Annotated in this window: 18 protein-coding genes and 1 pseudogene; 10 read left to right on the top strand and 9 right to left on the bottom strand. The window is 53.1% G+C overall.

Annotation, left to right across the window (positions count from 1 at the left end):
- Window positions 1–591 precede the first annotated feature (591 nt).
- From mgtE to ACFPVS_RS03750, 3 genes are all read left to right on the top strand, one after another.
- Window positions 592–2,049: a magnesium transporter gene (gene mgtE, locus ACFPVS_RS03760; RefSeq protein WP_096296196.1), complete on the top strand. Its 1,458-nt coding sequence runs from the start codon at window positions 592–594 to the stop codon at window positions 2,047–2,049.
- A gap of 240 nt (window positions 2,050–2,289) precedes the next feature.
- Entirely contained in the window at window positions 2,290–3,549 is a 1,260-nt protein-coding gene (locus tag ACFPVS_RS03755; protein WP_096296006.1) for a putative DNA modification/repair radical SAM protein, read from the top strand.
- 222 nt (window positions 3,550–3,771) lie between these two features.
- A complete protein-coding gene (locus tag ACFPVS_RS03750) occupies window positions 3,772–4,566 on the top strand; it encodes a TIGR03915 family putative DNA repair protein (protein WP_096296007.1) in 795 nt (264 codons plus the stop codon).
- 109 nt (window positions 4,567–4,675) lie between these two features.
- Here ACFPVS_RS03750 and ACFPVS_RS03745 read toward each other — a convergent pair whose 3' ends face one another.
- Window positions 4,676–5,359: a 2,3-diphosphoglycerate-dependent phosphoglycerate mutase gene (locus ACFPVS_RS03745; RefSeq protein WP_096296008.1), complete on the bottom strand. Its 684-nt coding sequence runs from the start codon at window positions 5,357–5,359 to the stop codon at window positions 4,676–4,678.
- Between the two features lie 302 nt (window positions 5,360–5,661).
- Here ACFPVS_RS03745 and ACFPVS_RS03740 point away from each other — a divergent pair, with 302 nt between their 5' ends.
- Both ACFPVS_RS03740 and ACFPVS_RS03735 read left to right on the top strand, forming a co-directional pair.
- Complete coding sequence (locus ACFPVS_RS03740; RefSeq protein ID WP_096296009.1) at window positions 5,662–5,970, top strand: YfcZ/YiiS family protein; 309 nt, start codon at window positions 5,662–5,664, stop codon at window positions 5,968–5,970.
- Between the two features lie 150 nt (window positions 5,971–6,120).
- A complete protein-coding gene (locus ACFPVS_RS03735) occupies window positions 6,121–8,073 on the top strand; it encodes a transglutaminase TgpA family protein (RefSeq protein ID WP_198345297.1) in 1,953 nt (650 codons plus the stop codon).
- 160 nt (window positions 8,074–8,233) lie between these two features.
- On the opposite strand, the gene ACFPVS_RS03730 is transcribed toward ACFPVS_RS03735, so the two are convergent.
- The 7 genes from ACFPVS_RS03730 to ACFPVS_RS03700 form a co-directional block, all read right to left on the bottom strand.
- Window positions 8,234–9,424, bottom strand: a complete 1,191-nt coding sequence (locus ACFPVS_RS03730; RefSeq protein ID WP_096296197.1) for an NRAMP family divalent metal transporter — start codon at window positions 9,422–9,424, stop codon at window positions 8,234–8,236.
- A gap of 71 nt (window positions 9,425–9,495) precedes the next feature.
- The gene (gene pxpA / locus ACFPVS_RS03725; protein WP_096296011.1) at window positions 9,496–10,236 is read right to left on the bottom strand and encodes a 5-oxoprolinase subunit PxpA; all 741 of its coding nucleotides are present in this window, start codon (window positions 10,234–10,236) and stop codon (window positions 9,496–9,498) included.
- On the bottom strand, window positions 10,223–11,152 hold the full coding sequence (locus ACFPVS_RS03720) for a 5-oxoprolinase subunit C family protein (RefSeq protein ID WP_096296012.1): 930 nt from the start codon (window positions 11,150–11,152) through the stop codon (window positions 10,223–10,225). The genes pxpA and ACFPVS_RS03720 overlap by 14 nt, the downstream gene beginning before the upstream one ends.
- Window positions 11,149–11,799, bottom strand: coding sequence for a 5-oxoprolinase subunit PxpB (pxpB, locus tag ACFPVS_RS03715; RefSeq protein WP_096296013.1), 651 nt, complete (start codon window positions 11,797–11,799; stop codon window positions 11,149–11,151). Before pxpB ends, ACFPVS_RS03720 begins: the two co-directional genes overlap by 4 nt.
- Before the next feature lie 257 nt (window positions 11,800–12,056).
- Complete coding sequence (gene garD, locus ACFPVS_RS03710; RefSeq protein ID WP_096296014.1) at window positions 12,057–13,619, bottom strand: galactarate dehydratase; 1,563 nt, start codon at window positions 13,617–13,619, stop codon at window positions 12,057–12,059.
- 307 nt (window positions 13,620–13,926) lie between these two features.
- Entirely contained in the window at window positions 13,927–14,139 is a 213-nt protein-coding gene (locus ACFPVS_RS03705; protein WP_158608739.1) for a hypothetical protein, read from the bottom strand.
- A 158-nt stretch (window positions 14,140–14,297) separates the two neighbouring features.
- Entirely contained in the window at window positions 14,298–14,429 is a 132-nt protein-coding gene (locus tag ACFPVS_RS03700; RefSeq protein WP_255419094.1) for a hypothetical protein, read from the bottom strand.
- 674 nt (window positions 14,430–15,103) lie between these two features.
- Between ACFPVS_RS03700 and parC the strand changes: the two genes are divergently transcribed.
- The 5 genes and pseudogenes from parC to ACFPVS_RS03675 form a co-directional block, all read left to right on the top strand.
- Entirely contained in the window at window positions 15,104–17,434 is a 2,331-nt protein-coding gene (gene parC / locus ACFPVS_RS03695) for a DNA topoisomerase IV subunit A (RefSeq protein WP_096296017.1), read from the top strand.
- Window positions 17,435–17,609: 175 nt separating this feature from the next.
- Window positions 17,610–19,190, top strand: a complete 1,581-nt coding sequence (locus tag ACFPVS_RS03690) for an ATP-binding protein (protein WP_096296018.1) — start codon at window positions 17,610–17,612, stop codon at window positions 19,188–19,190.
- On the top strand, window positions 19,183–20,811 hold the full coding sequence (locus ACFPVS_RS03685) for a sigma-54-dependent transcriptional regulator (RefSeq protein ID WP_096296019.1): 1,629 nt from the start codon (window positions 19,183–19,185) through the stop codon (window positions 20,809–20,811). Before ACFPVS_RS03690 ends, ACFPVS_RS03685 begins: the two co-directional genes overlap by 8 nt.
- A gap of 101 nt (window positions 20,812–20,912) precedes the next feature.
- Window positions 20,913–21,671 carry a class I SAM-dependent methyltransferase gene (locus tag ACFPVS_RS03680; RefSeq protein WP_096296020.1) on the top strand — a complete coding sequence of 253 codons (759 nt, stop codon included), beginning with the start codon at window positions 20,913–20,915 and terminating at the stop codon, window positions 21,669–21,671.
- A 134-nt stretch (window positions 21,672–21,805) separates the two neighbouring features.
- Window positions 21,806–21,925, top strand: a pseudogene (locus ACFPVS_RS03675) (IS5/IS1182 family transposase); the annotation flags it as partial.
- A gap of 75 nt (window positions 21,926–22,000) precedes the next feature.
- Here ACFPVS_RS03675 and ACFPVS_RS03670 read toward each other — a convergent pair.
- A partial coding sequence (locus ACFPVS_RS03670; protein ID WP_378595426.1) for a hypothetical protein occupies window positions 22,001–22,234 on the bottom strand: 234 nt, incomplete at its 5' end.

Raw genomic sequence — 22,234 nt, 5'->3', positions numbered from 1 at the left:
GTTCTTGATAATGCTCAACAATCCTAAAACAATCATTTAGGCAGAAAATAAAAGCTGTTTTGCATAAAAAGTGTAAACAACCCGACAATTTCCTACACCGCAGTAAATCATAGAATTGCAGACGATTAACCACCATCAAAATCCTTCATCAAACAGTCATTTCGGTGAAATAAAATCACAGGCCGAGACCTTTGCAAAACTCCCTGAAAAGCCACGGCACCAAGAACCGACGTCATTCCCGCGCAGGCGGGAATCCATTTTTGAGCATGGCAAGCTATTGAATAAAATAAGGTTCCTAAACGTTGAGATGGATTCCCGCCTGCGCGGGAATGACGGCTGTTTTGTTTTTTCTTGATGGTTCATGAGGTTTTGCAAAGGTTTCAGGCCGTCTTAAATATATTCAGACGGCCTGTGGTGTAAAGAATAGTAAACCTCCTCAAAAAAGTGTAGAATACGCCCCGTTTATCACTCTTGTCTCACGCAGACTTACCCGTCATGGATCTTCCCAGTAGTTTATTGACTGAAGACACCATCCGCAACGCCCCCCATTAATCCCGCCGAATGTTCCACCGCACGGCGGGCGGAGCATTTATGAGCCACGAACCAGAACACAAAATCCACGAAGCCGCCGAGCCTGCCGAAAGCGATGTCGGACGCATTGCCGCCGATTTCGACCACATCCACGCGCTGTGTGAAATTCTCGAACCCGCCTTCCCGCAAATCGAAGCCGGCACACCGATTGAAGACGAAGCCCTGCGCGTCAAGCTCACCGAACTGACCGTCTTACTGAGCGAATTGCACCCTGCAGACGTTGCCGACGTACTCGAATCGCTGCCGCAGCGCGAACGTAACATTGTTTGGCTGTTGGTTGCGCCGGAAGACGACGGCGAAGTTTTGCTGGAAGTATCCGATTCCGTCCGCGAAACCCTGATTGAATCGATGGATAAAGACGAGCTGCTCGCCGCCATCGATGATTTGGATGCCGACGAATTGGCCGAACTGGCCGACGATTTGCCGCACCAAGTGGTTTATGAAGCCCTGCAAACGCGTGACGAAGAAGAGCGCGCGCAGGTTCAGGCGGCGATGTCGTATGAAGACGACCAAGTCGGCGCTATTATGGACTTCGAACTGGTGAGCATCCGCGCCGATGTAGCTTGTGAAGTGGTACTGCGCTACCTCCGCCGTTTTGAAAGCCTGCCCGACCATACCGACAAAATCTTCGTGGTCGATGAAAACGATATTCTCAAAGGGGTACTGCCTATCCGCAGCCTGCTGGTGGCCGACCCGGAAGAATTGGTGGAAAACGTGATGGCCACCGATGTGGTGCGCTTCCGTCCTGACGACAACGTTGAAGAAGCCGCGCAAGCGTTCGAGCGCTACGACTTGGTGACTGCGCCCGTAATTGATGAAAACAAAAAGCTCATCGGCCGTATCACCATTGACGAAATCGTCGACGTCATCCGTGAAGAATCCGAAGCCGACATGTTGAACATGGCCGGTTTGCAGGAAGAAGAAGACTTGTTTGCGCCGATTTTGGATTCGGTGAAAAACCGCTGGATGTGGCTTGCCATCAACCTGTGTACCGCCTTTCTCGCCAGCCGCGTGATTGGCGCGTTTGAAGGCAGCATCGAAAAAATCGTCGCTTTGGCCGCCTTAATGCCGATTGTAGCCGGCATCGGCGGCAACTCGGGCAACCAAACCATTACCATGATTGTGCGCGCGATGGCGGTCGGCCAGATTACCGGTATTCAAGCGAGCAAACTGCTGAAAAAAGAAGTCGGCGTGGCCTTGGTCAACGGCGTGTTGTGGGGCAGCGTCATGGGCTTGATTTCTTGGGTACTGTACGACAGTTTGGGCATAGGCTTGGTGATGGTCGCTGCCATGACTTTAAACCTGCTCTTGGCCGCCACCGTGGGCGTGTTGATTCCGGTGGTACTCGACAAAGCCGGCCGCGATCCGGCGCTCGGCAGCTCGGTACTGATTACCGCCGTCACTGACTCGGGCGGCTTCCTGATTTTCTTAGGTTTAGCGACGATTTTCCTGCTTTAATAATATAACCGTCTGAAATAGAAATAAGACAAGGCGAAAGCGACCGCCCGATACGCCGAGTACATCAGGGAGCTGGCAATACCCATTATTTTGATAACAGGCGGCTATATCAATAGTGAGGCCGTCTGAAACACATTGTTCAGACGGCCTTTTTTATCTGTTTCAACTAAGGAAAATCTTACAAGACTAATTAAAAATTATAATTTATAATCCTAAAATAATATTTTTTTTAGTTTTAATATGGATTACGATAAAATCAACCGCAAACTGGCGATTTTGGCGGACGCGGCCAAATATGATGTTTCTTGTTCATCCAGCGGAGGTTCGCGCAAAAACAACGGCGGCTTGGGCAACTCGTCACGCGCCGGAATTTGCCACAGCTTTACCGAAGATGGCCGCTGCGTATCGCTTTTAAAAATCCTGCTGACCAACCATTGCATCTATGATTGCGCTTATTGCGTGTCGCGCCGCAGCAATGACGTGCCGCGTGCCGCGTTTACGGTTGAAGAAGTGGTTGATTTAACCATCAGTTTTTACCGGCGCAATTATATCGAAGGGCTTTTTCTGAGTTCGGGGATTTTCAAAAACGCCGATTTCACCATGGAACGCTTGGTGCGTATTGCCAAAAAACTGCGTACCGAACACCGATTCAACGGCTATATCCACCTCAAGGCCATTCCCAAAGCCTCCGACGAAATGCTACAGGAAGCCGGCCACTATGCCGACCGCTTGAGCATCAACATGGAGATCCCCACCGTTTCAGGCTTGGGGCGGCTCGCCCCCGAGAAAAAACACACCGACATTACCCGGCCCATGCTGTTTGTCAAAAACGAAATCACCGCTACCGCCGATAGCCGCAAAACCATCAAATCGACACCGAAATTCGCACCGGCGGGGCAAAGTACGCAGCTTATCATTGGTGCCAGCGGTGAAAACGACCGCCAAATCATTCACGCCGCCTGCCGGTTTTATCAAAACTACGGCCTCAAACGCGTGTATTACTCGGGCTATGTGCCGGTGCTGGAAGACAGCCGCCTGCCGCCTTTATCGGCGCAAGTTCCGATGCGGCGGGAAAACCGCCTGTATCAGGCCGATTGGCTGATGCGCTTTTACGGCTTTGCCGAGCATGAAATTCTTGACCGCGACCAGCCGTTTCTCGATTTGAATTTCGATCCGAAACTGGCATGGGCGCTGCGCCACCGTGCCTATTTCCCGGTGGCCTTGCAGCATGCGCCGCTGGAAATGATTTTGCGCGTACCCGGTATCGGTGTGAAATCGGCCAAACGCATTGTGCAGGCGCGCCGCTTCCGCATATTGACATGGGCGCAGTTGGTGAAAATGGGCATTGCCCTCAACCGCGCACGTTATTTCATCACTTTGCCCGAACCCAACCGCTACGCTTCCTTAATCGACAGCCCGAACCTGCCCAATTTACTGTTGCAGCAGACGCGTTCCAAATTCATGCAAAGCGACGCGGTGCAAGGGGATTTGTTTGGATAAACGACAACAGGCCGTCTGAAAGCCATATACTGCTTTGCCATAAGCTTTCAGACGGCCTGAGACCTTTGCAAAACCCTGGCTGTGCGTGCCGTTCAAAGTTGCCGCAGCACAGCAAGCAAAGACATATCATGAAGACAGGCAAGCTTTCCATCAGCGCACAACGAAGAAATCGGCCCAAAATAGGGATTTTGCAAAGGCCTCGGCCTCTTTCGGCATAAAATCATGACCACACCCGACCAATACACCTTACTTTACGACGGCAGCTTCGACGGCCTGCTCAGCGCGGTGTTTACAGTGTATGCGGGCAAATATCCGCCCGATTGCGTGCACATCACTGCCGACCCCAACGATACCGATTTGTTCGGCCACACCGTATCGGTGACCAGTTGCGCCGAACATGCCGCGCGTGTGCTCGAGCGTTTGCAGCGGCAATTGGGCAGACGCGGTATCCAAACACTGCTTTACGGTTTTCTCATCAACGACAAAGACATGCCCGACACCTTCCTGCGCATCGTCCGGTTGGCCTTGGCGCAACCCGACCGCCCCAACATTTTCAGCGATTACGGCCATCCCGACGTGATGCAGTGGGCGCAATGGGTAAAAACCGTCGGGCGCGAAAAGCACCACATGGAAGCATTTGTCCGTTTTGAAGAATATCATGTGCAGAGCGAACCCGAACCGATTTATATCGCCCGCATCGAGCCGCAATTTGATATCTTGCCGCTGATTACGCGTTTTTTCCGCAACCGCTACGCTGACCAGCAATGGCTGATTTTCGATGTCGGTCGCGGCTACGGCGTGTATTTCGACAAAACCGCAGTGCATCAAATCCGAGATTTGGATACTCCCGGCGAACACGCCGTCCCATCCGAGCGCGAACGGCATTATCAGAAGTTGTGGCAACGTTATTTCAAAAGCGCCACCATCACTTCACGCATCAACCTGCGCCAACACCGGCAAATGATGCCGCAGCGCTATTGGCGTTATCTGACGGAAAAGCGGCCGGTATTACCGTGAAGAAAGCCGGCCGGGAATCCGCTACCAAGTTCCAATAAAAACAGGCCGTCTGAAAACCAAATCATCGTTTTCAGACAGCCTGTTCATCCGGCAGCCAAATTCAAAACCCTTACAGGTAGAATTTCTCAAGCACTTTCAAATTGTCATCCAATTTATACACCAGCGGCTGACCGGTCGGGATTTCCAAAGCCATGATGTCGTCGTCGGAAATACCTTCGATGTGCTTGGCCAAGGCGCGCAGTGAGTTGCCGTGTGCCGCCACCAATACGCGTTTGCCGCTCAAAATGGCCGGTGCGATTTGGTCTTCCCAGAACGGCAATACGCGCTCCAGCGTCACTTTCAGGTTTTCACCGTCCGGCACCACATCAGCCGGCAAGTGCGCATAACGGCGGTCGTTATGCGCGGAAAATTCGTCGTTTTTGTCCAACAATGGCGGCAAAATATCGTAGCTGCGGCGCCAGATGTGCACTTGCTCGTCGCCGTATTTTTCAGCAGTTTGTTTTTTGTCCAAACCTTGCAATTGACCGTAGTGGCGCTCGTTCAAACGCCAGGTTTTAATTTGCGGCACAAACAGCTGGTCGCTTTCTTCCAACACGATGTTGCAGGTTTTGATGGCGCGGGTCAGCACAGAAGTGAAGGCGATGTCGAATTCATAGCCTTTTTCTTTCAGCTTTTGACCGGCAGCGGCGGCTTCGGCCAAACCCTGCTCGCTCAATTTCACGTCGCGCCAGCCTGTAAACAGGTTTTTCGCATTCCATTCGCTTTGTCCGTGGCGGATAAATACCAATTCCATTCTTATTGCTCCATTTGTTTAGGGGGATTTTGAAGCTTTATTTATAACATAATTTGCCCCCGTTTTGCTGATTTGTGCGCAAACGTTGATGATTTGTTCAGCCCGATTCACCAAACATGAATCTTTCAGACGGCCTTGCCGCAACCGTTAGAATGATAAAAGCCGTTTGGCACTTGTTTCTTATCATATTTTAATCAATTTTCCGTATAAATGTTAATAAAGTGAAAAGGCCGTCCGAACCGCTTTCAGACGGCCTTTTTCAGGTTTATACTGAAATTTCTAATCCACAAAGGAGAATCAGCATGGACAAATCAGCCAAACCTTTTGAAACCGAAGAAAATGGCGTGGGCAAATGCCCGGATTGCTCTGTAGAAGTCGGCACTGTTTTTAACAATAATGATTGCAGCTTTGAAATCGTCCAAATTTACGAAACCGAACAACTCGCCCGCGAAGCGGAAGGCTATTACACCGAATTGGCGCGCTCGGTTGAAAGCGATCCTTGCGAAATCATCAGCGACATCGGCGGCGTGGAAGAAGGTTTCAAATTGATGATGACCTTCAACTTCTGCTGTGAAAGCGAAAAAGTCATTTTCCAACTGAAGCAACGCTAAACCGTTGGCTCGCCAAATCTCTACTGAAAGGCCGTCTGAAAAGCTTGCACAGCAAGTGGTTTTCAGACGGCCTTGTTATTTCATGACAACGCAATGCAAAACACAGGTAAAATAACGCGCTAAATCATCACAACATCACCACACATTACCATGCTTCCTGCCGCACCTGCTTTTCTGTCGCTCCAGCCGCCACCGCGCTCGGCCATTGTGATTCTGGCCACTTTGCTGTTTGCCGCGCTGCCGATGATGTTTTCCCTGCCTCCCACCATTACCCTTTTATTTATTGCCCTGCTTGTTTTTCGCGGCGTGTTGCTGCATCTCAACATCGGCAAACTGCCTGCGCCGCTGCTGATTATGGTGGTGGCAGCGGCTGGTGGTTTGGTGTGGGCGCAACTGGGCACAGTGTTCGGGCGGGAAGGCGGCATCGCTTTCCTGCTGCTGATGGTCACGCTCAAGGCTTTTGAGAGCACCTCACGGCGCGACTGGCATGTGTTACTGCTGGCCATGCTGTTTCTGATCGGCTCGTCTGTGCTGCTCAACCAAAGTTTGGCAGTCGGCTTGTGGCTGCTGGCCGCTTTGTTTGCCGTCAGCACGTGTTTCGCCGTGTTGTGCGGCTTGGACCTGCGCGAATCGTGGCGTTGGAGCGGCATGGCATTGTTGCTGACTCTGCCGCTGACAGCAGTATTGTTCGTCAGCGTGCCGCGTTTGAACGAGCCCTTATGGGGCATTCCGCAAAAACGCGACAAACAGGCATCAACCGGCCTTTCCGATAGCATGCAGCCGGGCAGCATCAGCAATTTGGTGCAAAGCAACGAATGGGTGGCCAACGTGATTTTTTCAGACGGCCTTACTGTCGAGCCGAAAAATCTTTACTGGCGCGCCATCATTATGGACGACTTCAACGGCCGCACATGGCAGGCGGTACCGGGGTTTGCCCAAGACAGTGCACAAAACGTTTCAGATGGCCGGCGCATTGATTACCAAATGATTATCCGCGACCAAAACGGCGCCTTACCGGCCTTGGATCACCCTGTCGGCACGCCGCCGCAAGGTTTGGCACAGCGTTTAGGCAACACCTTGCGCGCCGAACGCAGCCGCGAAGGTTTGCGCCGCCTGCACCTGCAAGCCGCTTTGAGCGACACCCTGCCGCACGTTTTAAACGAAGCCGAATACCGCCGCTACACCCGCTTACCCGCCGGCAACCTGCAAACCTTAAACCTCGCGAAAAAATTAGCCGAAAACGCATTAACCGAACGTGAATTTATCCGAAACACGCTGAATCATTTCCGCCGCCAAGGCTTCAGCTACACACTGCAACCTCCCTTGTTAAGCAATGGGCATGTGGTCGATGAATTTTTATTCCAGACCAAACAAGGTTTTTGCGAACATTACGCCCAAAGCTTCGCCGTGATCATGCGGGCGGCCGGTTTGCCGGCAAGGATTGTCACCGGCTATCTGGGGGCGGAATTCAACGAGCAAGCCGGATTCTGGCAAATCCGCTCTAAAGATGCCCACGCATGGACGGAAGTGTGGCTGCCGAGCGAACAAGTGTGGCTGCGCGTCGATCCCACCACTGCCGTCTCCAGCGTGCGCACCGAGCAAGGCATCAGCCAAGCGCTGCCGCAAAGCGAGCAATCATTACTGCCGCGCGATCATGTATTCGGCAAATGGCGCGATGCCGGCCAATTCTATTTCCAGCAATGGGTGGTGAACTACGATCAAACCCGCCAAAACAATCTGTTTGAAAAGCTGGGTTTGGGCGGCTTTAATTTGAAAAGCCTGTTGCTGTTCATGCCGCTTGCCCTTGCGTTCGCACTATTGCCTTTATTGCGCTGGTGGCTGAAAAACCGCCGTCGTGACGAACTGCAAGACGGTTTCATGCTGCTCAAACGCGCCATTCTGGGCGAAGACGATAAAACGGTTTTAGCCGTCACGCCCGCCGAACTGCGTGAGATTTTACGCCGCAACCAAGCGGATGACCCTGCCGTCGAATCGTTGCTGGCGCGTTACGAACACTGGCTGTACGCGGGAGAACCTGCCAACAAATCCACACAAAAACACTGGTTCCGCAAAGTAAAAAAAGCCGCTAAACGGTATCAGTGAGCAGATGGCTTGAGGCCGTCTGAAACCTTATGCTTGCTTTCAGACTGCCTCAAATATTTCTTCTCATTATTAACTACATTAACTGCTTCATTGCAAGCAATACCCCAATAAAAGAAGGCCGTCTGAAATTCAGACAGCCTGTTTACGTTAATATTTTCGTTTAAGCCAATAAGCCGCCGATGTATTTTACCAAGGTCATACCGCCCAATACTGCCATGGCAGCCACTACCGCCAAGCCGCATACCGTCATCCATTTCGGGTGGCGGTAATCGCCGATGATATCTTTGCGGTAGGCCGCCAGCAAAATCAAACCCAGTGAAATCGGCAAAACCAACCCGTTGAGCGTACCAACGAACACCAGCACCTGCGCCGGGCGGCCGATGGCTGCCAACACCAAAGTGGAGAGTGCGATAAAGGTGATGATCCACTTGTTTTTATGGCGTTCGATTTTAGGGCTGAAGCTGGAAATAAACGACACCGACGTATAAGCCGCACCTATTACCGAAGTAATCGAAGCCGCCCAAATCACCACACCGAAAATCATCAGGCCGATATTGCCCGCGACATGTTCAAACGGCGTGGCCGCCGGATTTTTCGGATCGAGCGCAACGCCTTGCGACACCACGCCCAACACGGCGAGAAACAGCACCACGCGCATGACGGATGCGATCAAAACCGCAGATATCGAGCTGCGGTTGACTTCCGGCAAGGCTTCTTTGCCTTTGATACCCGCATCCAGCAGGCGGTGCGCCCCTGCAAAGGTGATATAGCCGCCAACCGTACCGCCTACCAGCGTCACAACCGCCACCGCATCGAGTTTTTCCGGCACAAAGGTACGCACGGCCGCTTCGCCCAACGGCGGCGAGGCTTTCCAGGCCACATACAGAGTGAGCGCAATCATGACGAAGCCCATGGCTTGAGCGAATCTGTCCATCACCTTGCCCGCCTCGCGGAACAGAAACACCCCGACGGCAATCAAGCCGCTGATTACCGCGCCGGTCTCCACCGGCCAACCCGTGATAATGTTCAAACCCAAGCCCGCTCCGCCGACGTTGCCGATATTGAAAGCTAAGCCGCCCATCACAACCAGCGCGGCCAAAAAATAGCCCGCCCCGGGAAACACTCGGTTGGCAATGTCTTGCGCGCGCTGTTCCGACACGGCGATAATCCGCCAAATGTTCAATTGCGCACCGATGTCGAGCATAATCGAAACCAAAATCACAAAGCCGAAGCTGGCCGACAGACTCTGCGTAAAGGTGGCGGTTTGGGTGAGAAAGCCCGGGCCTATGGCGGACGTGGCCATTAAAAAGGCCGCACCGAGCATTGCATTGCGGCGGTTGTCGGAAGACATGTCTGTTTCTCCTTTTGTTTTGTTGTCACGTTTGCAAAAACAATTCGTCTGAAAATCCATTGAATAAATGTTCAGACGGCCTTGATACCTATTCCTTTTGCCTGTAAAGCCGCACGGATTTTATCGGCAAACTCAAGCGCGTGCGTACCGTCGCCATGCAGGCAGATGCTGTCAGCACGCACTTTTACGATGGTACCGTCCGTGCTTTCCACTTCGCCTTTCCCCACCATGCGCAGCACTTGTGCTACGGCTTCGCCGTCGCTGCCGACTTGAGCGTCGGAGCGGCTGCGCGGCACGAGCGAACCGTCGGCCAGATAGCGGCGGTCGGCGAACACTTCGGAAACCACCCCCAGACCTGCGGCCCCGCCGGCTTGCAGCAACAGGCTGCCGGACAAGGCCATCAGTTTCAATTCGGGATTGAAGGCACGCACCGTGCCGGCAATCAAGGAGGCCAGTTGCTCATCGGCGGCGGCTTGGTTGTAGAGCGCACCGTGCGGCTTGACGTAGCTCATTGCTACGCCTGCCGCATCACACAAAGCCTGTAGCGAACCGAGTTGGTACAGCAGGTGCGCGCGCAGGTGTTCAGACGGCATATTCATGTTGCGGCGGCCGAAGTTTTCACGGTCAGGAAATGCGGGATGCGCGCCAATGCGCACGCCGTATTGTTTTGCCCATGTCAGGGCGCGGTACATTTCCACCGCATCGCCGGCATGGACAGCGCAAGCAATGTTGGCGGAACTGACGCGCTGCATCAAATCGCGATCGATGCCGCAGCCTTCGGCTAAATCGGCATTCAAATCAACGGTTTTCATCGGCTATCCTTTTAATGTGGTTGAGATAGGCTTGGTTTTTGCGTTGCAGCCGCCGGGCATGTGCCGTGTCGGTCATACGGAACCTGACCGTGCTGCCGAAGCGTGTCTGCACCAGCTTGCCCAAATCGGCGGCCGCCACACAGGCGATTTTCGGATAGCCGCCGGTAGTTTGACAGTCGGCGGCCAACACAATGGGCCGTCCGCCCGGCGGCACTTGCACGGTACCGGCAGTCACGGCGTGCGACAGCATTTCCACAGGCTCGGCCAAACCCAGTTCGGCACCGGAAAAACGGTAGCCCATGCGGTTGCTGTCGCTTTGCAGCCGCCACAAAGTATCCCAAAAAGCCGTGCGGGAAGCACGGTCGAACAAATGGTATTCTGATGAGGGCAAGGCGTGGATGATGCCGTCTGAAAACAGCGGGGCAATGCCGATGCGGCTCAGATAATGTTCCCCCGTGCCTTGCGGCAAGGCATCGCCCGAACGCAGCGCCCGACCTTCCAAACCGCCGAATGCAGCCTTTAAATCGGTGCTGCGCGAACCCATCACTTCGGGTACGTCAATACCGCCGGCCACGCAAAGATAACCGTACATACCCTGTACCGCCCGCTTCAGACGCAGCGTCTGTCCCGCCTCGGCAGTGTGCCGCCAATAAGAGTAGACCGGTTCGCCGTCGAGTTCGGCCTCATAAACGGCACCGGTGATGCAAAACGGCGTATCGCGGCCAAAACGCACGCTCAAGCCGCCAAGCACCACTTCGATTGCCGCCGCACCGGGCGTATTGCCCAGCAGGATGTTGCCCGCCTGCAATGCCTGCGTATCCATCGCGCCGGCGTGGCCGATACCGAAACGGCGCTGTCCGTAACGCCCCAAATCCTGAATATGCGCCAAGGCGGCCACTTCTTGAATATCAATCACGGTTCAATCCTTTCTGCCACAAAACGCACGGTATCACCCGCCTGCAACAGAGTCGGCGGGTAAGAGGCCGTCTGAAAAAGCGGTGTGTCGGTGTGGCCGATCAGCTGCCAGCCGCCGGGGGAGGTAAACGGATACACCCCGGTCTGACTGCCGCCGATGCCGACCGAGCCGGCCGGAACCTGCGTACGCGGCACCGCATGGCGCGGAGTATGCAGGTGTTCGGGTAAACCGCCCAAATAGGGGAAACCGGGCTGGAAACCCATCATGAAAACCGTGTAAACCGGCTCGGTATGACGGCGTACCACTTCAGCCACGCTGACACCGTGAAACGCCGCTACTGCCGCCAAATCCACACCGTATTCGCCGCCGTAAACCACGGGGATGTCGACGTGGCGGCCTTGGTATTGCGCCGCCACGGCCTGTGGCCAAACGCGCGACAGTTCCGCCGCCAATTCTTCAAGTGCGGCATCGGGCCGGGCAAACACAGTGAGATTGTTCATGCCGGTGACGGTTTCGGCCACTTGCGGCCAATCGGTCAGGATGCCGGCCAATGCCCACAAACGACGCTGGTTGTCCAAAGAGGCGGGCGGCGGCAAAGCACAGCACACAGCCGTTTCACTGATGGGATGGATTTCGAATGCAGACATATATGTTCTTCTTATTTGGTTTTAACAACGGACGGATGCAGAAACGCTGCCTTTTCCATGCTTATAATGTTGCGCCAAGCTTTTGTCAACAACGCCGGACCGGACGGCGGAAAACCTTATTTCGACTTACATCCGACGGCGCAGCATTCCAATAGAAAGAGGCCGTCTGAAATTCAGACGGCCTTAAGTCTTGGTGAAAAATGTCATAGACACAGTTATTCCGCAAGAAGAATCCGGAGAAGACGAAGGGGCGAAAATCAGGTTACCGGTGCCGGGTTAAACACCGACAGCGCATTATGCAGACCCCATTGGTCGGACCATGTCTGCTTGCGGCCGCTGGCGATGTCGAGAATGTAGTGGAAAATTTCCCAGCCGGTTTCTTCGATGGTAGCTTCACCGGTGGCAATGCGGCCGGCGTTGATGTCCGTCAGGTCAAACCAGCGGTCGGCCAAATCGGTGCGCGTGGCGACTTTAATCACCGGCACGGCAGCCAAGCCGTAAGGCGTGCCGCGACCGGTGGTGAACACCTGCACGGTGATGCCCGAAGCCAATTGCTGCGTGCCGCACACAAAATCGCTGGCCGGGGTGGCGGCGAAAATCAGGCCTTTTTTGGTGGGGCGTTGCCCGGGCGACAACACTTCGACAATCGCCGAAGTGCCTGATTTGGCAATCGAACCCAAAGCTTTTTCCACCACGTTGGCCAAGCCGCCTTTTTTGTTACCCGGCGAGGGGTTGGCGCTGCGGTCGGTTTGTCCGGCATTGAGATAATCGTCATACCACTTCATTTCTTCGAGCAGCCGGCGGCCGATCTGTTCGTCTGCCGCGCGCGGTGTGAGCAGGTGAATCGCATCGCGCACTTCGGTCACTTCGGAGAACATCACCGTCGCGCCGCAACGCACCAGCAAATCGGAAGCATAGCCCACCGCAGGGTTAGCGGTAACACCGGAGAATGCATCGCTGCCGCCGCACTGCATGCCCACCACCAAATCGGAAGCCGGGCAGGTTTCGCGTTGGCGCGCATTCAGTTTCTGCAAATGTTTTTCTGCGGTGGCCATAATCGAATCGACCATGGCCTTGAAGCCGACGAATTGCTCGTCCTGCAAACTGGTGACACTGGTGCTGTCGCCGTCGACTTTAATCGGAATCGTGCCCTCGGCTTGTTCCAACAGGCGGTTAGGTTGCAGCTTTTCGCACCCCAAACCGATGACCATGATTTCGCCGCCAAAATTCGGGTTTAGCGCGATGTTGTGAATCGTACGGATCGGCACCACTGCCGCCGGGGCATTAATCGCCACGCCGCAGCCGTATAAATGGTTCAAACCGACCACACCGTCAACTTTCGGATATTTCGGCAACAAATGCTGCTCAATCAGTTTCACCACATAACCGACCACACCGGCCACGCAATGCACGCTGGTGGTAATGCCCAATAAATTTTTGGTACCGACGCTGCCGTCTTTATTGCGGTAGCCTTCAAATGTATAACCTTCCAGCGGGGCTAATTTCGGTACAGGACGGGTCGCCAGCGGCAGGGTATCCAAAGGCGGGGCTTTAGGCAGCGCCACTTTCGATTCGTCAATCCATGCCCCACGCGGCAAATCTTCCACTGCATAGCCGATGATTTCGCCATAGCGTACGATTTGGCCGTCTTTCGGAATATCAACCAAAGCCGCTTTATGTCCTTGCGGCACATGCTCAACCAATGCGAGGCCGTCTGAAAACTGCGTGCCCGCAGGCAAGCCGTTGCTGTTCACGATAATGGCGACATTATCATCGGGATGGACTTTGATAAATAATGGTTTTTGTTCGGTGGTGTTCATGGTCGTGTTCCGTTATGGTTTGGTGTTTTATGCTATCTTAATCAGCGCCACCACAAAAATCATTATGCAGATACACAATAAATCAGGTTGAATTTGTTGAAATTTATGGAAATTTTTACATGTTTGGTGCAATACAAAGGCCGTCTGAAATCATTTCGCCAGCAAAAATCCACCATCGAATCGCGCACTCTTTCAAACATGTCCATACCGGTGGACGTTTGGGCAGCCGACTTTTTGCACGCGGGCAATCCATGCAGCCAATGCCGGTGTCGCGACCACATCACCGACAAACATCTCCGCCGCCATCTTAATCTCCGTCAAACAACAGCTTGCCGCCTTCGCGCATACCCATCGGCATGGTTACTGACCACAATATCGAAGCCGCTCGGGTCGGTGGTTCCGGTATAGACCTGCCTAAGCCCAAGCTGGTTAAACGCTCAATCAAACCGTCTCGGCGGGCGGTGCCCATTTCCACAATGGCCGGTTTTCTGACACCGGCCGTCAATAATCGTATGGGCAATGACCGTACCCGCCCCATGCCGGACAAATCGCTTTTTTACCCTGCAGTTGCGTGCCGTTGCGCTGTAAAGCCTCTACCGTACCCGACCATCGAATCATATCGCCGGCCCATTTACTGCCTTCATGGTGCACGCAGTTGGTGGTGTGTAAGAAACGCGCCTAGTCGGATAATTCGCCACACAAACCGGCAAACGTGATTTTGTGCGGCACAGTAATCATCAAGCTGCCGGCATTTTGCATGGCTTTCACCGCGTAAAAAAATGTGGCCGGCCGGTCAGATGCTGCATGCACGGACACCGCATTCAAACCTTTTTTTGAAAGGATTAGGCAACCAAATCCGGTGATTTCACCTGCGGAATCGGGTGGCCGATCACATAATAAATCCGCGTTGAACGTTTAATCGAATCTCCATAGAGCGCTGTCATTTATCGAAATGTAGTGTGATGTAATTGAAAAAGCCTAGGGTCTGTTGACAATTAACGCAACGGCAGTGTTTTTGGTCAAAAATCCCCGTCTGCCGCGTTAAAAATGCCCGCAAGGTGTCCAACCTTGCTGCGCTTTTTGCTTTGCATACGCGGTTTTTGCCTCAAAAAACTGCTTCGCCGGCCAATTGTCAACAGGCTCTAGTGCAATTTTGGGGCAAACCAGTTCATATCCTGCAGTTAGGAGACATCACAAAACCGTAATCACTGCGTGGCAATATTCAGTCAGGCCGTCTGAAACCGACTACCCTTCCAAACGGCCTGAAACCTTTTCAACACCTCCGGATCTGAGTGCAGTTCAAAGTTAGAGCAGCACGGAAAACACAGACATATCACTTAGACAGGCAGGCTTTCGGGCGCATAACGAAGAAATGTGTCAAAGATGGGAATTTTGCAAAGGTCTCGGCCTTTTCAAACTTAAGCAAGAAACGTGGTTTTGCTTTACAATACGGTGCTTGAATTCCACTCTTATTTAGTCGTACCATGAACGAGCAAATCCCTGTTTCCCCTATCCAATCCGACCATCTGATTCTCGGCCAATATGCCGAACGCGCGTATTTGGAATATGCCATGAGCGTGGTCAAAGGCCGTGCGCTGCCGGAAGTTTCAGACGGCCAGAAGCCGGTACAGCGCCGCATTCTTTATGCCATGCGCGACATGGGTTTGACCGCAGGGGCGAAACCGGTGAAATCGGCGCGCGTGGTCGGCGAGATTTTGGGTAAATACCACCCGCACGGCGACAGCTCGGCGTATGAAGCGATGGTGCGCATGGCGCAGGATTTCACGCTTCGTTATCCGCTGATTGACGGCATCGGCAACTTCGGCTCCCGCGACGGTGACGGTGCGGCGGCCATGCGTTACACCGAGGCGCGTTTGACACCGATTGCAGAATTGTTATTAAACGAAATCAATCAAGGTACAGTCGATTTTGTCCCCAACTACGACGGCGCATTCAACGAACCTGTCCACCTGCCTGCCCGATTGCCGATGGTGTTGCTCAACGGTGCCAGCGGTATTGCCGTGGGCATGGCGACTGAAATCCCGTCGCACAACCTCACCGAAGTCACCAAAGCGGCGATTGCCCTGCTGAAGAAACCTTCGCTGGAAACCGCCGATTTGATGGGCTACATTCCCGCGCCTGACTTTGCCGGCGGCGGCCAAATCATCACCCCTGCCGCCGATTTGCAGCAGATTTACGAAAGCGGCAAAGGCAGCGTGCGCGTGCGTGCGCGTTATGAAATCGAAAAACTGGCGCGCGGCCAATGGCGGGCGATTGTGACCGAGTTGCCGCCTAATGCCAACACTGCCAAGATTCTTGCCGAAATCGAAGAGCAAACCAATCCGAAACCGAAAGCCGGTAAAAAACAGCTCAACCAAGACCAGCTCAACACCAAAAAGCTGATGCTGGATTTGATTGAAAAAGTGCGCGACGAATCCGACGGCGAGCATCCCGTACGCTTGGTGCTCGAGCCGAAATCCAGCCGCCTCGAACCGGAGGCGTTTATGAACACGCTGATGGCGCAAACGTCTTTAGAAGGCAATGTGTTGGTCAACTTGGTGATGATGGGCTTGGACAACCGCCCTGCGCAAAAAAACCTGAAAACCATCCTGCAGGAATGGTTGAAATTCCGCGTGATGACAGTAACACGCCGTCTGAAATTCCGCCTGACCCAAGTCGAAAAACGCCTGCACATTCTCGAAGGCCGTCTGAAAGTTTTCTTAAGCATTGACGAAGTGATTCGGGTGATTCGCGAATCGGACGAACCGAAAGCCGATTTGATGGCGGCGTTTGATTTGAGCGAAATCCAAGCGGAAGATATTCTCGAAATCCGACTGCGCCAACTGGCGCGTTTGGAAGGCTTTAAGTTAGAAAAAGAACTGGCCGAACTGCGCGAAGAAGAAGGCCGTCTGAATCTGCTGCTCGGCGATGAAAACGAAAAGAAAAAACTCATCATCAAAGAAATGCAGACCGATATGAAACAATTCGGTGACGAACGCCGCACTCTGGTTGAAGAAGCCGGCCGTGCCACGCTGACGCAAACTACTGCTGATGAGCCGGTGACATTGATTTTGTCGAAAAAAGGCTGGATACGCAGCCGTGTCGGCCACAATTTGGATTTGGCGCAAACCACGTTCAAAGAAGGCGACGGTTTGAAACAAACCTTAGAAAGCCGTACCGTGTGGCCGGTGGTGGTGCTTGATTCGCAAGGCCGTACCTACACGCTGGATGCATCGGAAATCCCGGGCGGACGCGGCGACGGTGTACCGGTGGCTTCTTTGGTTGATGTACAAAACGGTGCCGAAGTGGTCGCCATGCTCACCGGTCTGCCGGATCAGCATTATCTGCTGAGCAACAGCGGCGGTTACGGCTTTATCGCCAAACTCGGCGATATGATCGGCCGCATGAAAGCGGGCAAAGTGGTGATGAGCGTGGAAGCGGGCGAAACAGTATTGCCGCCGGTGCCGGTATATGCCTCGTCGCTGATTAATCCGGATTGCAAAGTGGTGGCCGTGACCGAGTGCCAAACGTCTTTATGGGAAGAAAGCAAAGCCTTGGCCTTTACGTTGAACGAGCTCAAAGTCATGGCTAAAGGCCGCGGCCTCCAACTCATCAGCTTGGGAGAGAAAGAGCAACTGGCCCACATCGCCGTCATCTCTACGCCGGAAATCCACGCTGAAAGCGAAGGCAGACGCAGGGCGGCACATAAAGAACGCATCCTACTTGCCGGCATCAGCGGCAAACGCGGCAAAAAAGGCAAACCTTTACCGCTTTCAGGCCGTCTGAAACAATTATTCAGCTCAGGTTCCCTATAATCCCGGCATAATTTGTCCGATGTCATCACTCTTGATGCCAAATCGTGATATTCTAGGGCAACACAGACGGTTCCTGATTGATTGGGAACAGCAAATTCGGCAGTCATACGACAGGCTGCCGAATCATTCATTCTAATGATTAATAAAAATAACAGTATCTTAAGGTGTACTGAACATGACAAAATTCAGTAATCAGGAATTGGACAATTTAAGCGAACGCATCCCCGGGCTGATTAATGTGGCCCGGATAGTAATCGTGTTGTCGCTACTGGTTTTCCAAGTCTTGGGGACATACAGCAGCATCAATTTGGAAAACGTGGCATTTCCGACCATCGAATTTTACAGCTGGGCCGCGTTGTATTCCTTTTTGATTTTGCTGTCGGTATTCCGACCGGATTGGCAATGGCAATCGCTCGATTTACCCAATGCCAGTGCGGTAGTCGATATTTCCATGATGATTATTTTGGTGTATATCGCCGGTGGAATTGATTCGGGCTTTGCCATTTTGGTGCTGCCGTTTATCGCTACGTCCTGCCTGCTGAGCTACGGCCATTACCCCATGCTTTATGCCGGTTATGCCTCACTTTTGTTTGTGATTTTGCTGTTTTTAGACGGCGGCATCCGTTTCTCACCGCCGGAATGGAAAAACCAAAGCGTCCTGAGCTGTATCATATTGATTGGTGCCGGCTATCTGGTCGCCATGTTGACCGCGTTTGCCGCCAAATACCTTGAACAAGCCACCGAATCGGCCAGCAAACACCAACTTGCCTACCGGCGTATCAGTGGCTTGAATCGATTGGTATTGAACCGCGTGCAAGAAGCAGTGATTGTGATTGATGCCGGCCAACGCGTTTGGCTGTTCAACAAACAAGCCAAAAACTACTTCCCGAGCCTGGCGGTCGACCAGCAGGAATTTGTGTTCGGCGAATTGGTGTCGCGTTGGCAATACCAGCCCGACAAAGCCTTTGAAACCGACATTCACATTTTCCAACACGCCATGCATGTTCGTGCCGTGCCCCTGATTCAGGAGCAAACCGAATTGCTGATGCTGTATGTACGCTCTTTGCGTGAAGTAGCGGCCGAAGCGATGTCGACCAAATTAACGTCATTGGGTCAGCTCACCGCCAATCTGGCGCACGAAATCCGCAACCCGATGTCGGCCATTCGCCACGCCAGCGATTTACTGCAAGATGATGAAGACATTGATCCGGTAAAGGCCAAACTCTACGGCATCATCGACAGCAATATCCAGCGCATCGACAAAATGCTGGAAGACATTTCCCTGCTCAACAAGCGCGACAACATCAGTCGCGAACCGATTCACCTGATGAAATTCTGGCTCGGTTTCAAGCAGGAATTTACTTTAAACAATCCCGCCGCCATCGGCTGTTTGCGCATGAACATGGAAGGCTCCAACTTAACCGTCTTGTCCGACCCCATGCATTTGCAGCAAATTATGTGGAACCTGTGTAACAACGCTTGGCGCCACAGCCGCCAGGACGAAAATGCCATCACCGTGTTAATCCGTCCGAGTGGCCGCATGCACATCTCTATTGTGGTAGCCGACAACGGCAAGGGCGTCGCACCGGAAGTGCGCAACCATTTGTTCGAGCCGTTTTACACCACCGAAAAACAAGGCACCGGTTTGGGTTTATACGTTGCCCGCGAATTGGCGCATGCCAATTTGGGCCAGCTGCACTATCACCCTGAAATGAACGGTTTTGAACTGATTTTACCGAAGGACAGCAATGAGTAAGCTGCAAGATCCCGTTTTAGTTGTCGATGACGAAGCCGACATCCGCGACCTGATGGAAATGACACTGATGAAAATGGGACTGCGTGTGGAGACCGCAGAAGGTGTCGAACAAGCCAAAGACAAACTCGACAACAACGATTATTCGCTGGTATTGACCGACATGCGTATGCCCGACGGTTCGGGTTTGGAAGTAGTGCAATACATCGACGAATTGATGCTTGACACGCCTGTGGCCGTGATTACCGCCTACGGAAATGCCGATCAGGCAGTTGAAGCCCTGAAAGCGGGTGCGTTCGATTATCTGCAAAAACCGATTACCCTGTCGCAACTGCGTTCGCTGGTGAAATCGGCGGTGACGGTAGCCGACAATGCCGAAGTACCGCCTACACCGCAACCGGTTAAACCTACCCCTGCGCCTGTGACGGCCGCTTTGAATAAACCGCCTGCTGCGATGACCACCCGCCAAGCACAGTCTGCTGCCAAACCGGTATCGCGTGATTTGAACAAGCCGATTTCCGTGCCCGACAGCCTGCGTTCTATGAAAGAGCGTTTTTCCAGCGTTGAATCCACGCTATTGGAAGAAGCACCGCAACTGGGCGGCGAAGCCGATATGCCGCGCCTACTGGGTACTTCGCCGCAAATGGTTGAAGTGCGCCATTTAATCCGTCGGCTTGCCCGCAGCGAAGTGCCGGTGTACATTGCCGGCGAATCAGGTACCGGTAAGGAACAGGCCGCACGCACCATACACGAATTGTCTGATCGTGCCGACAAACCCTTTATTGCGGTAAACTGCGGTGCGATTCCCGAAAACCTGATGGAAAGCGAATTTTTCGGTTATAAAAAAGGCAGCTTTACCGGCGCGGATCAAGACCGCTTGGGCTTTTTCCAACATGCCGACGGCGGCACACTTTTTCTCGACGAAGTGGCCGACCTGCCTTTGGCCATGCAGGTAAAACTCTTACGGGCCATTCAGGAAAAAGCCGTACGCCGTATTGGCGATGCCCGCGAAATTTTTGTGGACGTGCGCATTGTCTGCGCCACCCATAAAAACCTTGAAGCGCTGGTTGAAAGCGGCGCGTTCCGCCAAGACTTGTATTACCGCTTGAACGTGGTGTCGCTGCATATGCCGCCGTTGCGGGAAATGCGTGAAGATTTGGGCGCGCTGATTCTCTATTTGCTCTACAAACACCGCCACGGCAACCAAACCTACAAGCTCAGCTCCAAAGCGCAAGAAGCGCTGCTGCATTACAGCTATCCGGGCAACTTCCGCGAATTGGAAAATATTCTCGAGCGCGCCGTGGCACTCACCATCGGCACCATCATCCAACTGGATGATTTGCAAATCCATAACATCCCTGCCGATGAAGAGCCGCGCGGGCATCACAGTCTTTCTTTAAAAGACATTAGCGATTCCGTGTCGGAAGCACCATTAAATCACGAACCGTTACCGCCATTTGACCCGCGTACCATGCAGATTCAAGATTATCTTGACCAAATCGAGCGCGACATCATCCAAAACGCTTTGGTGCAAACCCGCTACAACCGAACCCAGGCAGCCAAACTGTTGGGCATCAGCTTCCGTTCAATGCGCTACCGCATGGAGCGTTTGAACATTAACTAACATTCAGACGGCCTTGATGTTGATCAGGCCGTCTAAATCCACCTTAGGCCGTCTGAAAAGCTTTCAGACGGTCTTTATATGAAAAAGGCCGTCTGATACACATGACTTGCATTTACCTTGCCGAATCCGCCCAAGCTTCCGCCTGCGAGCTGGCACACACCTTCGGCCTGACCATCGTCCGCCAACTGCCCGACAACATCGAATATCTCTACGCCGATTCAGACGGCATCAGCCTGTGCCGCGCCGGAGAAAAAGGCCGCGTACAAGTCGATTTTGTTGGCGGCGCCGCTCAATACCGCCGCACCAAAGGCGGAGGCGAACTCATCGCCAAAGCAGTGAACCACACCAGCAAACCCGCCGTCTGGGACGGTACCGGCGGCTTGGGGCGCGACAGCTTTGTGCTGGCTTCTTTGGGCTTAACCATCCGCACCTTCGAACAGCATCCCGCCGTTGCCTGCCTGTTGCACGACGGGCTCAACCGCGCCTTACAACACCATAACACCGCTGAAATCGCACAACGCATCACACTGCATTTCGTAGATATGTCCACGCTGATGCCACAGTTGGCGCAAGAAATCGGCCGTCCTGATGTGGTTTATCTCGACCCGATGTATCCCGAACGGCAAAAATCTGCTGCCGTCAAAAAAGAAATGGCCTATTTCCACGGTTTAGTCGGCACCACACAAGACGAAGCCGCCCTGCTCAATACCGCCCGCGCCGTGGCCAAAAAACGCATCGTGGTCAAACGCCCACGCTTGGGCGGATTTCTCAACAGCGAAAAACCGGCCTATCAATATTCGGGCAAAAGCACACGTTTTGATGTCTATTTACCGGATAATCCAAGCCAAGAATCGCAATAAAAACAAGGCCCGAGACCTATGCAAAACCCTTCTTAAAACTCACACGAAGAACCATAGTTACCAAATAACGTCATACTGCCCAAACTCCCTAAAATCCTCTAAATCCTATAAGCCGAATTTAGAGGATTTTCTTCATGAGCAGCTTTTTCAAACAAACTGCCGAAACCATGATTGCCAAACATATTGACCGGTTCCCGTTGCTTAAAATCCACTTCATTATCGACCGACACCCTATTGCCGATCATCTAGAAAAGTAGGCAATGATAGAGAACTACAGAATATTTAATATTGGAAAAAACTTACTTAGCAACCTAAGTAAGTCTTTTTGATTATGGCAGGGTTTTGCAAAGATCCCGGCAAAATGCTTGATCCAACATGTGCGCCACCATTTTGCGGCCTTTGCGTCGGTGACAGACTTCACCCACGGCGGTTTTGGCCGCTGCATCGGGACCGGCTTTGCCGATATAGCTGCTTTTGGGAATGCCGGCACTGTGCGGCAGATATTTCAGCGGGTGTTCCGCCCCCAACGTTTGAACGGTTTCGCAGCTTTGGCGGCGTTCTTT

The organism is Neisseria weixii, assembly GCF_042658245.1.
Taxonomy (GTDB): domain Bacteria; phylum Pseudomonadota; class Gammaproteobacteria; order Burkholderiales; family Neisseriaceae; genus Neisseria; species Neisseria weixii.
The sequence above is the reverse complement of the archived record's forward strand: the minus strand, read 5'-3'. Positions and strand labels throughout refer to the sequence as shown.

Coding starts and splice junctions, on each gene's coding strand:
- mgtE (WP_096296196.1), top strand. CDS start 592: ATGAGCCACGAACCAGAACACAAAATCCACGAAGCCGCCGAGCCTGCC.
- ACFPVS_RS03755 (WP_096296006.1), top strand. CDS start 2,290: ATGGATTACGATAAAATCAACCGCAAACTGGCGATTTTGGCGGACGCG.
- ACFPVS_RS03750 (WP_096296007.1), top strand. CDS start 3,772: ATGACCACACCCGACCAATACACCTTACTTTACGACGGCAGCTTCGAC.
- ACFPVS_RS03745 (WP_096296008.1), bottom strand. CDS start 5,359: ATGGAATTGGTATTTATCCGCCACGGACAAAGCGAATGGAATGCGAAA.
- ACFPVS_RS03740 (WP_096296009.1), top strand. CDS start 5,662: ATGGACAAATCAGCCAAACCTTTTGAAACCGAAGAAAATGGCGTGGGC.
- ACFPVS_RS03735 (WP_198345297.1), top strand. CDS start 6,121: ATGCTTCCTGCCGCACCTGCTTTTCTGTCGCTCCAGCCGCCACCGCGC.
- ACFPVS_RS03730 (WP_096296197.1), bottom strand. CDS start 9,424: ATGTCTTCCGACAACCGCCGCAATGCAATGCTCGGTGCGGCCTTTTTA.
- pxpA (WP_096296011.1), bottom strand. CDS start 10,236: ATGAAAACCGTTGATTTGAATGCCGATTTAGCCGAAGGCTGCGGCATC.
- pxpB (WP_096296013.1), bottom strand. CDS start 11,799: ATGTCTGCATTCGAAATCCATCCCATCAGTGAAACGGCTGTGTGCTGT.
- garD (WP_096296014.1), bottom strand. CDS start 13,619: ATGAACACCACCGAACAAAAACCATTATTTATCAAAGTCCATCCCGAT.
- parC (WP_096296017.1), top strand. CDS start 15,104: ATGAACGAGCAAATCCCTGTTTCCCCTATCCAATCCGACCATCTGATT.
- ACFPVS_RS03690 (WP_096296018.1), top strand. CDS start 17,610: ATGACAAAATTCAGTAATCAGGAATTGGACAATTTAAGCGAACGCATC.
- ACFPVS_RS03685 (WP_096296019.1), top strand. CDS start 19,183: ATGAGTAAGCTGCAAGATCCCGTTTTAGTTGTCGATGACGAAGCCGAC.
- ACFPVS_RS03680 (WP_096296020.1), top strand. CDS start 20,913: ATGACTTGCATTTACCTTGCCGAATCCGCCCAAGCTTCCGCCTGCGAG.